The 12078-nt window shown below is 63.3% G+C and carries 11 protein-coding genes and 1 pseudogene; 6 read left to right on the top strand and 6 right to left on the bottom strand.

The genetic code is table 11. The annotated features are described in order from the left end of the window. Window positions 1-25 precede the first annotated feature (25 nt). Together Q7T64_RS16305 and Q7T64_RS16300 are read left to right on the top strand one after the other, a co-directional pair. Window positions 26-979 carry a type II secretion system F family protein gene (locus tag Q7T64_RS16305; RefSeq protein WP_304797869.1) on the top strand — a complete coding sequence of 318 codons (954 nt, stop codon included), beginning with the start codon at window positions 26-28 and terminating at the stop codon, window positions 977-979. Between the two features lie 79 nt (window positions 980-1058). Continuing rightward, entirely contained in the window at window positions 1059-2345 is a 1287-nt protein-coding gene (locus Q7T64_RS16300; protein ID WP_304797867.1) for a LytR C-terminal domain-containing protein, read from the top strand. A gap of 93 nt (window positions 2346-2438) precedes the next feature. On the opposite strand, the gene Q7T64_RS16295 is transcribed toward Q7T64_RS16300, so the two are convergent. Genes Q7T64_RS16295 through wrbA form a run of 4 tightly spaced genes read right to left on the bottom strand, consistent with a single transcriptional unit; the run spans window position 2439 to window position 5321 of the window. Then, complete coding sequence (locus Q7T64_RS16295) at window positions 2439-2873, bottom strand: DUF4124 domain-containing protein (RefSeq protein ID WP_304797865.1); 435 nt, start codon at window positions 2871-2873, stop codon at window positions 2439-2441. 18 nt (window positions 2874-2891) lie between these two features. Continuing rightward, entirely contained in the window at window positions 2892-4298 is a 1407-nt protein-coding gene (locus Q7T64_RS16290) for an FAD-binding oxidoreductase (protein ID WP_304797863.1), read from the bottom strand. Beyond that, a complete protein-coding gene (locus tag Q7T64_RS16285) occupies window positions 4291-4704 on the bottom strand; it encodes a DUF2069 domain-containing protein (protein WP_304797871.1) in 414 nt (137 codons plus the stop codon). Before Q7T64_RS16285 ends, Q7T64_RS16290 begins: the two co-directional genes overlap by 8 nt. A 5-nt stretch (window positions 4705-4709) precedes the next feature. Continuing rightward, window positions 4710-5321, bottom strand: coding sequence for an NAD(P)H:quinone oxidoreductase (gene wrbA, locus Q7T64_RS16280; protein ID WP_304797862.1), 612 nt, complete (start codon window positions 5319-5321; stop codon window positions 4710-4712). 67 nt (window positions 5322-5388) lie between these two features. On the opposite strand from wrbA, the gene Q7T64_RS16275 reads away from it, so the two are divergent. Continuing rightward, window positions 5389-6726 carry a YihY family inner membrane protein gene (locus tag Q7T64_RS16275; RefSeq protein ID WP_304797861.1) on the top strand — a complete coding sequence of 446 codons (1338 nt, stop codon included), beginning with the start codon at window positions 5389-5391 and terminating at the stop codon, window positions 6724-6726. Between the two features lie 38 nt (window positions 6727-6764). On the opposite strand, the gene Q7T64_RS16270 is transcribed toward Q7T64_RS16275, so the two are convergent. Together Q7T64_RS16270 and Q7T64_RS16265 are read right to left on the bottom strand one after the other, a co-directional pair. Next, window positions 6765-7568: an alpha/beta fold hydrolase gene (locus tag Q7T64_RS16270; protein ID WP_304797860.1), complete on the bottom strand. Its 804-nt coding sequence runs from the start codon at window positions 7566-7568 to the stop codon at window positions 6765-6767. A gap of 1 nt (window position 7569) precedes the next feature. Further along, window positions 7570-8880 (bottom strand): O-acetylhomoserine aminocarboxypropyltransferase, encoded by a 1311-nt coding sequence (locus Q7T64_RS16265; protein WP_304797859.1) that lies wholly within the window; start codon window positions 8878-8880, stop codon window positions 7570-7572. A gap of 208 nt (window positions 8881-9088) precedes the next feature. Here Q7T64_RS16265 and Q7T64_RS16260 point away from each other — a divergent pair, with 208 nt between their 5' ends. The 3 genes and pseudogenes from Q7T64_RS16260 to aroC form a co-directional block, all read left to right on the top strand. Further along, window positions 9089-9535 (top strand): CBS domain-containing protein, encoded by a 447-nt coding sequence (locus Q7T64_RS16260; protein ID WP_304797857.1) that lies wholly within the window; start codon window positions 9089-9091, stop codon window positions 9533-9535. Window positions 9536-9680: 145 nt separating this feature from the next. Beyond that, a pseudogene (locus Q7T64_RS16255) lies at window positions 9681-10985 on the top strand (MFS transporter); the annotation flags it as partial. A 106-nt stretch (window positions 10986-11091) separates the two neighbouring features. After that, window positions 11092-12078 (top strand): chorismate synthase (aroC, locus tag Q7T64_RS16250; protein WP_304797855.1); only part of this gene is annotated, 987 nt, incomplete at its 3' end.

Genomic DNA, 12078 nt, shown 5'->3' with positions numbered 1-12078 from the left:
AGATCAGTAGTCCAAGGGGGGCGGCGTGAACGCACTGTATTTTTTCTATCTGACGGCGGTATTTCTGATCGTGTTTGGCATTTCGGTCGCGGTATTCCGCTGGACCTCGCCGGATCCGCTGAAGCAACGCATGCAGGAAATGGCGGTGGATGGAGCGGCCCTGTCCAACCCATACGCTCCTGGCAGCGACTGGATGGCCAGCATAGCCCGCCTGAGCGGCCCGTTCGCCAAGCTTTCGGTGCCCGAGATTGGATGGGAAAATTCGCCGATGCGAGCCCGCTTCATGAATGCGGGCTTGCGCGGCTCGAATGCCGCCGCAATCTACTTTGCAGCAAAAACCATTCTTGCGGTGCTGCTTCCCTTGCTGGCCTGGCTGACCATCCTGCTTGCCAGTGTCAGCTTTGAAAGTACCACCACGCTGATGCTGATCCTGCTGCTGGCGGCGACCACGGGTTTCTACGCACCGAACCTGTTGTTGAGCGCAATGATCAGGCGGCGCCAACTGGAAATCGTTGATCATTTTCCGGACTCACTGGACCTGATGACGGTCTGCGTCGAAGCCGGCCTGGCTGTCGACGCCGCGATCGCGCGGATCGCAGCCGAAATGGTCACTGCGGCGCCGGCGCTGGCCGAGGAAATGCATCTGGTGACGCTGGATTTGCGTGCTGGCAGCAGCAAGGAGCGCGCACTGCGCAACCTGGCGATCCGGACTGGCGTGGAGGATATCGACAGCCTGGTCGCGATGCTGATCCAGGCGGAGCGATTCGGAACCAGCATCGGCGATTCACTGCGCGTGCACTCGGACTCATTGCGCACGCGCCGCCGTCAAAAGGCCGAGGAAGCTGCGGCCAAGGTGGCGCTGAAGCTGCTGTTTCCGCTGATATTCTGCATTTTCCCGGCAATCATGCTGGTGCTGCTGGGGCCGGCAATGATGCAATTGTTCAAGGTCCTGAGCGCTCCGGGGCAGGGAATCATGTAGTCGGGCGTCAGCCACCGGACCGAGACAAATCAAGTCTGATTGAATTGAATCGAATCGAATTCGCAAACAGGACAGGACCATGAAACCGATAAAACCCTCGCTTGCACTGCCGCTCGCCTGCGCCTTGCCGCTGCTGTTCGGATGCGCGACGCCAGCGGACCGGTCGGCTGACGGCCCGCGTGTGGAAGCGCTCTGGCGCACCAGTAACACCAACGGGGCAGCCGCCGGCTTTCTCGAACTGGGCAGGTATTACCAGGGGCAGAACCGGCTCGACCTGGCGGCGACCGCTTTCCAGCGGGCGCTGGAGGCCGATCGCGAATTCGTCGAGGCGCGCAGCGCACTGGGCACGCTCCATTCGCAACGCGGCCAATATGATGCGGCGGCCCGGGAATTCGAAGCAGCGCTTGCCATCGCGCCGCGGGTGGCCTGGTTGTACAACAACCTGGGCTACACCCGATTCCTGCAGAAACGCTATGTTGACGCGGCAGTTTCCTATCAAAAGGCGTTGAAGCTGGAACCTGGCAATCCGAGGACGCTCAACAATCTTGGCGCAGCCTACGCCGAGCAGGGTTTGGGCGATCAGGCCAAGCTGGCCTTCGAACAGGCGCGCTCGGGCACGGGAGTGGCCGTAACGGCGGTGGCTGCCGCGGCTGCCGTGGCACCGGCTTCCCGCACTCTGGCCGATGGCAGGCCGGCAGCGCCCCCTGTTGTCGCCGGTGCGGCCGCGATCGATATCAGTACTCCCTATGCGCCAGTGGCGCTTGGCGGGCAGGCCGCTATCGCGCCTTCCAGCAGCAGCATACCGGCTGCGCTTGTGCAAGCATTGCCAGAGTCCGGGAGCGGCGCCATGGTTGGCGCTGGCATGGATCGGGCCTCGGCAGCACAGGCAGCACAGGCAGCACAGACAGCGCAGGCGCAGGTAGAGCAGGCAGCGCCGGGTTCCAGACTGGCCGCTGCTGCCACCGAGCAGCCATTGGCGCTGGCCAGGCATGTTCGGTTCGAGATCAGCAATGGCAATGGCAGCACCGGCCTGGCGGCGAAAGTCAAACGCTTGCTGATCGCCGATGGCCTGCCCAAGGCCAGACTCTCCAACGCCGTCCCTTACCGGCAGCAGGAGACCGTGATCCAGTACCGGGCCGGATTTGAACAGCAGGCACGAAGCCTTGGCCGACGGTTTTCTTCAAACCTGGCGGTGCTGGACAGTGGCGCGCTGCGCACCGGTGTGGATGTCCGATTGCTTATCGGCAAGGACGCTACCGGGCCCGGTGGCTGGTATGAAGTGGCCAGGGATACCCGGCAGAAACCGGTGCGGCAAGCAGAGGCAGGGCAATCAGGGCAGCGATCGGATTTGCCGACGCGGCTCTGAAGCCACTTGATCTGTCTACGGGGCAGGGAATGGGTTGCGACTGGCGCGTTCCGTGCGCGTTGAATCAGCTCCGATCAAGCACGCGCCAATCAGTCAGGTTCCGCACTCCAGCTCAAGCTGCTCGGCCTTGCGTCGCGCAGAGCGCTTCGCCTTCGCTTCCTGCTTGATGCTCGCCCCCGCCGCATCTTCATCGCTCCAGCGCTTTTTCATGCCCAGCAGCTTGCATTTTTTCTGATGCGCCAGGCGGCCAGCCTCGGCACGTGCGCGGGCCGAGTCTTCCTGGGCGATGCGTCGCTCGCGTTCGCTCCGGAGGCGGTTCACTTCCGCCTTGTCGCGTGCGGCATTGCGCGCAGCCTCGCGCGCTTGCGCAGCGTCCGGCGCGGGTGAGGGTGTCAGCAACTGCGCAGGCTGGCCTGCAGGGCAGGGCGCATCGGAATAGACCGTACTGGCGCCGGCAGTGCATTTGTACAGCGCGTGGGACGGAAGGCAAACCAGGGAAAGCGCAAACAACGCCAGTGCATGCCGCATGAAGGTCCTCTGAAAATGTCAGAGCACCTTCCCCGGATTCATCAGATTGAGAGGATCAAGTGCCTGTTTGATTGTGCGCATCAGTTGCATTTCAACCGGGGACTTGTACAGCAGGACTTCCTCGCGCTTGAGGGCGCCCAGGCCGTGCTCTGCTGAAATCGAGCCACCGTAGCGATGAACGCTGTCATGCACGACCCGGTTGACTTCAGCCTGGCGTTCAATGAAATGATTGGCGTCGATGCCCGCGGGCGGCGATACGTTGTAGTGCAGGTTGCCATCGCCCAGATGACCGAAGGTCACCATCCGCACGCCGGGGAATGCGGATTGCAGCAGATTGTCCGTTACGTGGACGAATTCGCCGATATTCGAAATCGGCAAGGACACATCATGCTTGATGTTCTTGCCTTCGGCTGCCTGCGCCAGCGAAATGTGTTCGCGCAGGTTCCACATTGCGCGCGACTGGGCAATGGAGGACGCCACCACGGCATCCTGCAACAGGTCGTCGGCCATGGCCGCGGTGATCACTGCCTCCAGCATGGCCATGGCGTGCTCTTCCGATTCGTTGTCGGACAGCTCCAGCAGCACGTATTGCGGATAGGGCTGGGGCAGCGGCTGCTGCAATTGCGGGAAATGGCGCGCCACCAGTTCCAGGCTGAAGCCGGACATCAATTCAAAACCGGTCAGCGCCGCACCGCAATGCTGCTGGGTCAGCGTCAGCAACTTCAGGGCGTCGTCCGGCGTGCGCAGCCCGGTCAGGGCGGTCAGTTGCGCCCTGGGCTGCGGGAACAGCTTCAGGACCGCACCGGTGATCAGGCCGAGCGTGCCTTCGGCGCCGATGAACAGGTCGCGCAAATCGTAGCCGGTGTTGTCCTTGCGCAGGCCGCGCAGGCCATTCCATATTTCGCCATCCGCGGTCACCACCTCCAGGCCCAGGCAAAGTTCCCGCGCATTGCCATAGCGCAGCACGCCGGTGCCGCCGGCATTGGACGACAGGTTGCCGCCGATGGTGCAACTGCCTTCGGATGCCAGCGACAGCGGGAACAGGCGGGCGTTTTCCGCTGCGGCTGCCTGCACCTGGGCCAGCACGCAACCGGCGTCCACGGTCATCGTATTGTTGACGCAATCGACAGCGCGGATCCGGTTCAGGCGCGCCAGCGATATCACGACCGCCGTGCCGCTGGCGTCGGGCACGCTGCCCAGCACCAGGCCGGTGTTGCCGCCCTGCGGCACGATCGGCACGCGATATTCCCGGCACAGGCCGACCAGCAGGGCGACTTCCACGGTCGATCCGGGTCGCAGCACGGCCAGGGCGCTGCCGGTGAAGCGTTGGCGCCAGTCCGTCAGGTAGCCCGCCATGTCGGCTTGCGACACCAGTACCTGTGTGTCGCCGATGGCCGTGCGGCAGGCGTCGAGAAAATCATTCATGTACCGACTCCGATGCCTTGCTGATTGCTTCCCGCGCCAGTTTTTTCGCCGCCTTCTTGAACGGACGCAAATAGAGCAGGGTGGACACGAAGAACAGGCAAACCAGCAGCACTTCGCCGATCGCCATGATCTGCGACCAGCCGTGTTCGGTCGTGGCCCGCACCGAGCCTTCGGCCAGGAACAGCAGGATCAGCATCGAGGACCATTGCAACGTGTAGACGTCGCGCTTCCAGATGCCACGCAGCGGGATCAATAGCGGTATGACCTTGATCACCAGCCATGAACCGCCGGGCCGCAACGGCGCCACCACGGTTTCCCAGGCGATGCACAAGACGATCAGCGCAATCATGCTGGCCAGTGCAGTGATGTACAGGCTGTGGTGGAGGCGCGGATTCATGTCAGTCATGCCATTCATGACTGCTCCCTGAGCCGGCATGCGGTCTGGGCCAGGCGCCGGCCCAGCGCGATGGCAAGCTTGCGGCTGTCCTCGCTGATTTCCTTGTCGCCGTTGAGGCCTGACCAGTGGGTGGCGCCGTAGGGCGAGCCGCCGCTGGCGGTGCTCATCAGTCCGGGCGCGGTATAGGGCAGGCCAAGCATCAGCATGCCGTGGTGCAATAGCGGCAGCATCATGGATACCAGGGTGGTTTCCTGGCCGCCATGCAGGCTGCCAGTGGAGGTGAATACACAGGCGGGCTTGCCGGCCAGCCCACCCGATAGCCATAGCGACGAGGTGCCGTCCAGGAAGTACTTCATGGCCGCTGCCATGTTGCCGTAGCGGGTGGGTGATCCGAGCGCCAGGCCGTCGCATTGCTGCAGGTCGGCCAGTTCGGCATAGGGCGGTCCGCGATCGGGAATATCCGGCTCGGTCGCTTCGGCGACGGTCGACACCCCCGGCACGGTGCGCAGCCGGGCGTCGCAGCCGGGTACGCTTTCAATGCCCTGGGCAATCAGTTCGGCCAGCGCGCGGGTAGAGCCGTGGCGGGAGTAATACAAAACCAGCAGTGTGAGGTTGGGTCGTGACATGCTTGGTATTATAGGGCGCTTTGTTTCCATCGCCGTGCCCACCGGACGGGTCCCAACCCCGCTTCGCATGCCTTCAAAAGCCCTTACCGCCGTGCGTGGACTCACGCTTGCCCAGTTGCGCGACCTGTTGCGATTCGCGGCGCGCCGGCTGACCGAAGAGCGTTTGCCCCAGGCGGCCGGCGGCCTGACATTCACGACGGTGCTGGCCATCGTGCCGGTATTGACGATCGCCTTCGCCATTTTCACCACCATTCCGCTGTTCGATACTTTCCGCAAAGCGCTGGAAAGTTATTTCTTCAAGAATCTGATGCCGCCCAACATCGCCAATTCGATCCTGGGCTACCTGAACCAGTTCGCGATGCAGGCCAAGAAACTGTCGGCAATCGGCGGCGTGGCCTTGATGGTGACGGCGATAGCGATGATCGCGATGGTCGACCGCGCTTTCAACCAGATCTGGCGCGTGCGCCGGTCGCGGCCGTTGGCGCAACGCATGCTGATCTATTGGGCGGTGCTCACGCTCGGGCCGCTGATGATCGGCATTTCGATCACGGCGTCTGCTTACCTGCTTGACGCCACCAACCTGGCCGTCGGCGGCATGGGCAGCGCCGGCGGCCGCTTTTTCACGGTGCTGTCGCTGTTGCTGACGGCGATGATGTTCACGCTCTTGTACCAGGTGGTGCCCAATCGCGCGGTGGACTGGCGCGATGCACTGGCCGGCGGGATATTTGCGGCGCTTGCCTTCGAGTTGTCCAAGCGATTGTTCGTGATATTCATCGCCAAGTTCCAAACCTACACCATCGTTTATGGCGCGCTGGCGGCGGTGCCGATTTTCCTGTTGTGGATTTATGTCGGCTGGCTGATCGTGCTGATGGGCGCCGTGTTGTCGGCCGCCTTGCCGGTGGTGCGCTATGAACGCTGGTGGCATGTGGCCTTGCCCGGCAGTGCGTTCGTCGATGCGATGAAGCTGCTGTCGGTGCTGGTCGAGGCGCGCCGCGGCGCTTATTCAGCGGCGGTCGACGTGCAGGTGATACGGCAGCAAACCCGGCTTGGCTATGATGAATCCGAGAGCCTGCTGCAACGCATGCTCGATGCCGGTTGGGTGGCGCGGATCAAATCCGACCAACCGCGCGGCCGGCGCATCCGTGGCCGGCTGCTCGGTCGTGCGCAAGACATACTCGATCGTTGGACCTTGCTGGCCAACCCGGACCAACTGCGCCTGGCCGATGTGTATCGCCTGTTTGTGTTCGGTGCGTCCGACGACGAGCGCCTGACCCGGGAAGTCGAGGCGGCCATCGAGCACGGGCTGTCGCGCAACTTGTCCGACTGGTTTGCCGGCGAAGGCAAGCCTTTGGCCGGATTGTCAGCCGCCGGCGCCAAGGAGCCGTTGCCCTCGCCACAGCCATGATGGCCGCTGGCGCCCGATAGCAACAGCCCGGCCGGACCTCAGCTTTTCAGGAATCCGCGCAAGGCATCGAGCACCTGGTCCGGCTGCTCGCTCATCATTTCGTGACCACAAGCCAGCATGAGGGTTTGCGAATCCGCAATCGCGCTGCGCAATGTGGCTGCGTTGCGCGCTGGCGCCATCATGTCCATGCTGCCCAGCATGAACATGGTCGGGCAAACCACGGCAGCCGCCGCTTTTTCACCGCCCGCATAGTTGTTGCAAGCGAGCAGGTCGATGTTGAACACCGGCGCGTCGCTCGACCTGGCAATGTGCTGCATCAGTCGCTGCGCGCCCCCGTCCAGCCAGAATCCCGGCCCTGGCGCCGAGGGCTTGGGCGCCAGTGTCGAGTGCGACCAGATGCTTACCATCTCGGCCGCGCGCGATGGGTTGTTGAGCGAGGCATCCAGCAGGCCGTCCGACACTTTCATCGGGAATGCCACGCCCAGCAGCGCCAGCCTGGCCACCCGCGCCGGCGCGCTGCCAGCGGCTTCCAGCGCCACCAGCGCACCCATGCTGTGGCCGACCAGTGTTGCGCGCTGGATGCCAGCCGCATCCATCAGGGCCAGCACCCAGTCGCGCATGGCCTCGACCGACGCCAGCGGCGCGCCCTTGCTGCGGCCATGTCCCGGCAAGTCCGGCGCCAGCACGCAAAATCCGTGGTGGGCAAGATAGCGGCTCTGCAGGCCCCAGACCGAGTGATCCCTTTGCGCGCCATGAATCAAGATGATGGCTGGCAGCGCCGCATCGACCTGTTTGCCGCCGGTGTAGCAGTAGGCGCCCTGTCCCATGACGTCGAGGTGCATTTCAGGCTCCCTTCTGCGCAGCGCGCAAGCCGCGTTGCAGGTCTTCGATCAGGTCGTCTGCATCTTCCAGGCCGATCGACAGGCGCATCGTGCCTTCGGTGATGCCGGCGGCGGCAAGCTGGGCGACCGGCACCCGGAAATGCGTGGTTGAAGCAGGATGGATCACCAGCGACTTGGCGTCGCCGACATTGGCCAGGTGCGAAAACACTTTCAATGCCTCGACAAAGCGCTGGCCGGCGGCGCGATCGCCGCGGATGGAGAACGAAAATACCGCGCCGCAGCCACGCGGCAGCAAGCGTTGCGCCAACGCATGGTCGGGGTGGCTTTCCAGTTCCGGATACGAGACCGACTCGACTGCCTTGTGGCTGACCAGGAATTGCACTACCTTGCGGGTGTTTTCCACATGGCGCTGCATGCGCAGCGACAGGGTTTCCACGCCTTGCAGGATGGCAAAGGCATTGTGCGGACTCATTACCGCGCCAAAGTCGCGCAATCCTTCGCGCCGGGCGCGCAAGGCAAAGGCGGCGACGGTAGATTCCTCGCTGAACACCATGCCGTGGAAGCCGTCATACGGCTCGCACAGTTCGGCAAAGCGGCCGGAGCGTTCATAGGCGCGCTGCCAGTCGAAAGTGCCGCCATCGACCAGCAGCCCGCCGATTGCGGTGCCGTGGCCGCACAGGAACTTCGTGGCGGAATGAAATACCAGGTCGGCGCCGAGGTCGAACGGCTTTTGCAGGTAGGGCGTGGTGAAGGTCGAGTCCACCATCAGCGGCAGGTCGTTGTCATGCGCCAGCGCCGACACGGCCGGAATGTCGAGTACATCCAGCCCGGGATTGCCGAGCGTCTCGGCGAACAGGACTTTGGTTTCGGGACGGATTGCGGCGCGCCAGGCGTCAATATCGCGCGGGTCGACGAAGGTGGTCGCTATGCCGAAGCGGCGCATGGTATAGCCCAGCAGGTTCTGCGAGCCGCCATAGATCGCGCGCGACGCCACCACGTGCGAGCCGGCGCCTGCCAGCGTGGCCAGCCCCAGGTGCATGGCGGCCTGGCCGCTGGCCACCGCGATGCCGGCGACCCCGCCTTCCAGCGCGGCAATGCGCTCCTCCAGCACCGCATTGGTCGGATTGGAGATGCGCGAATACACATGGCCGGCGCGTTCCATGTTGAACAGCGCCGCCGCATGGTCCGAGTCGCGAAAGACAAAGGACGATGTCAGGTAGATCGGTGTGGCGCGCGCGCCGGTCGCCGGATCGGGCGCAGCACCGGCGTGCAGCGCAAGAGTGTCAAAGCCGGGCGGATGCGGGTCGCTCATTGCGGTTCCTGTTCGGATTCGAAGTCGTTGGTCGGACCAAATTGGTGGCGTGCAGCATATGGCCAGCCGGATCGATTTGTCCACCGGTGCATCGCAGTGCGATGGTACAGGGATGATCGAGGCCGGGTCGGCTGTCGTGCTTGCTGGATTTTTACCTGCGCTTACGCTACATTGCAAACGGAAGAACAAAAAGCATGGAGACGGCGCAATGAAGGTCTCGGAGATTCTGAAGGTCAAGGGCAACATTCTTTACACCGTAACGCCGGACACTCCCATTCTGCAGGCGGTCAATACGATGGCCGAGCGCGATATCGGTTCCCTGGTGGTAATGGGAAACGGCTCCCTGGTGGGCATGCTGACATTCAGGGAAGTGATCAGCACGCTGTATGCCAACCAGGGCTCGCTCGGTACCGAAACCGTGCGCCTGCACATGCAGCACGACCCCCTGGTGATCACGCCGGACGTCGAGATCAACGACGTGCGCCGGCTCATGCTGGAACGCCATGCGCGCTACGTGCCGGTGATTGAAGACAAGACGCTGCTTGGCGTGATTTCGTTCTACGACATTGCCAAGGCCGTATTCGAGGCGCAGAGTTTCGAGAACAAGATGCTCAAGGCGTATATCCGCGACTGGCCATCCGAAAGCGAAGAATAATAGCCGCAGCCAAAGGTGGCCGGCGCCGCAAGCGCACCGGCCCGCGCTTGCGGCGCCTGACCAGTCAATGAGCTCGCCCGACCACAAGCCCGGATCGGGCGCGGCTGCAAGAAGCGGCGCCAATCCGGCGCGAAATCCCGATACGATTGCCCCTCCCAGCCAGTTCAGCTTGCTGCGCCAGCGCCGTTTCGCGCCATTTTTCTGGACCCAGTTCCTCGGCGCATTCAACGACAACGTCTTCAAGACCGCCTTGCTGACCATCCTCACCTATGACGCACTGTCATGGACGACGATGGATGTGGGCTTGCTCAATAACCTGATACCGGGCTTGTTCATCCTGCCGTTCGTGCTGTTTTCGGCGAGCGCCGGCCAGCTTGCCGACAAGATGGAAAAGTCGCGCCTGGCGCGTTGGGTCAAGCTGCTCGAAATCGCGATCATGGCGATTGCCGCCTATGGCTGGCTGGCGCACCAGCTATGGCTGCTGGTGGCGGCGGTGATCGGCATGGGGATGCATTCGACCTTGTTCGGTCCGGTCAAATACGCCTACCTGCCGCAGCACTTGCGGCGCGATGAACTGACCGGCGGCAACGGCGTGGTCGAAATGGGCACCTTCGTGGGCATCCTGCTGGGCGAAATCCTGGGCGCCGTGCTGGTGGTGCAAAAGCCGGCCGGCCTGGTACTGGTCGCCGGCGCGACACTCGCGTTCGCCATCCTGGGCTGGCTTGCCAGCCGTGGCATACCGCTGACGCCGGCTGCCGTGCCGAACCTGAAAATCAACTGGAACCCCTGGACTTCCACGGTGCAGAACCTGCGTTTTTCAAAGGGCAACCGCGCGGTGTTCCTGGCCATGCTGCTCAACTCATGGTTCTGGTTTTACGGCGCCATCGTGCTGGCGCAGTTTCCGGTCTATGCGCGCATGAACCTGAATGGCGACCACACTGTGTTCGTCTTGCTGCTGACGATTTTTTCGCTTGGCATCGGCGCCGGTTCGCTATTGTGCGAACGGCTGTCGCGTGGGCGGATCGAACCCGGCCTGGTGCCGCTGGGCGCGATCGGCCTGTCTGTTTTCGGGTTTGACCTGTTCGTCGCCAGCACCGGCTTCGCCGCGGGCGGGCCGCTCGATGCCCTCGGCATGATCGGCGCGCCAGGCGGGATCAGGATATTGCTGGACTGCCTGATGATCGGTGTTGCCGGCGGCGTGTATATCGTGCCGCTGTTTGCCATGATCCAGACGCGCTGCCACCGCGACCATGTGTCGCGCACCAACGCCGGCATGAATATCCTGAACGCCCTGTTCATGGTGGCTGCCGCCTTGCTGGCAATGGTGTTGCTCGGGAGCGGACTGACGATTGCGCAGCTGTTCCTGGTGACGGCAGCCCTGAATGCGGTGGTGACGCTGGCGGTATTCCTGCTGATGCCGGAATTCCTGCGGCGGTTCGTGGCCTGGATCAGCGGCAAACCGGCCGGCCCGGAAAACGACTAGCGCCGGCCGCTGCCGGGGACCGGCAGATCACTGGTAAAATCATCACTCTTCGCATTTCGCCCTCAGGTCCATCATGTCCGGCAATACCATAGGCAAACTCTTCTGTGTCACGACCTTCGGCGAGTCGCATGGCCCGGCCATCGGTTGCGTAGTCGACGGCTGCCCGCCCGGGATGGAATTGTCCGAGGCCGACATCCAGCCGGAGCTCGACCGCCGTCGTCCCGGCACCTCGCGCCATGTCACGCAGCGCCAGGAACCGGATCGGGTGCAGATCCTGTCCGGTGTCTACGACGGCAAGACTACCGGCACGCCAATCGCCTTGCTGATCCAGAATGAAGACCAGCGCAGCAAGGACTACAGCAACATCGCCGAGACCTTCCGGCCCGGCCATGCCGACTACACCTACTGGCATAAATACGGCATTCGCGATCCGCGTGGCGGCGGCCGTTCATCGGCGCGCCTGACTGCGCCTGCCGTCGGCGCGGCAGCGATTGCCCGCAAATGGTTGCACCAGCAATACGGCACGGTGTTCCACGGCTGCATGAGCCAGCTTGGCGAGCGGGTGATTCCATTCGAGTCGTGGGAACACGTCCACAGCAATCCGTTTTTTGCCGCCAACGCCAGCATCGTTCCCGAACTGGAAGATTACATGGATGAACTGCGCCGGGCAGGGGACTCGTGCGGCGCGCGTATCGAGGTGGTGGCGCAAAACGTGCCGGTCGGCCTGGGCGAACCGATTTACGACAAGCTCGACGCTGACCTGGCCTACGCGATGATGGGGATCAACGCCGTCAAGGGCGTCGAAATCGGCGCCGGCTTCGGCTGCGTGGTGCAAAAGGGCAGCGAACACGGCGACGAGCTCACGCCGGGCGGATTCGCCAGCAATCATTCCGGCGGCGTACTGGGCGGTATTTCGACCGGCCAGGACATTCGCATCTCGCTGGCGCCGGTGCCAGGTGGCGCCGAGTTCAGTGTCTACTCGGTGCTACCCGCTGGGTCAGAGGTCATTATCAACCTTCGGCGTGGCAACTTAATGTTGACGGCCAAGGAGGACCGAGCC

The organism is Lacisediminimonas sp. (genome assembly GCF_030645335.1).
Classification (GTDB): Bacteria; Pseudomonadota; Gammaproteobacteria; order Burkholderiales; family Burkholderiaceae_D; genus Lacisediminimonas.
Note: the sequence above shows the minus strand (reverse complement) of the source record. Positions and strands in the feature narration are given on the sequence as shown.

What these genes read in the sequence shown, in the direction of transcription:
- Q7T64_RS16300 (WP_304797867.1), top strand. Translation starts at nt 1,059, where the DNA reads ATGAAACCGATAAAACCCTCGCTTGCACTGCCGCTCGCCTGCGCCTTG.
- Q7T64_RS16275 (WP_304797861.1), top strand. Translation starts at nt 5,389, where the DNA reads ATGCCTTCAAAAGCCCTTACCGCCGTGCGTGGACTCACGCTTGCCCAG.
- wrbA (WP_304797862.1), bottom strand. Translation starts at nt 5,321, where the DNA reads ATGTCACGACCCAACCTCACACTGCTGGTTTTGTATTACTCCCGCCAC.
- Q7T64_RS16295 (WP_304797865.1), bottom strand. Translation starts at nt 2,873, where the DNA reads ATGCGGCATGCACTGGCGTTGTTTGCGCTTTCCCTGGTTTGCCTTCCG.
- Q7T64_RS16290 (WP_304797863.1), bottom strand. Translation starts at nt 4,298, where the DNA reads ATGAATGATTTTCTCGACGCCTGCCGCACGGCCATCGGCGACACACAG.
- Q7T64_RS16265 (WP_304797859.1), bottom strand. Translation starts at nt 8,880, where the DNA reads ATGAGCGACCCGCATCCGCCCGGCTTTGACACTCTTGCGCTGCACGCC.
- Q7T64_RS16285 (WP_304797871.1), bottom strand. Translation starts at nt 4,704, where the DNA reads ATGACTGACATGAATCCGCGCCTCCACCACAGCCTGTACATCACTGCA.
- Q7T64_RS16270 (WP_304797860.1), bottom strand. Translation starts at nt 7,568, where the DNA reads ATGCACCTCGACGTCATGGGACAGGGCGCCTACTGCTACACCGGCGGC.
- Q7T64_RS16260 (WP_304797857.1), top strand. Translation starts at nt 9,089, where the DNA reads ATGAAGGTCTCGGAGATTCTGAAGGTCAAGGGCAACATTCTTTACACC.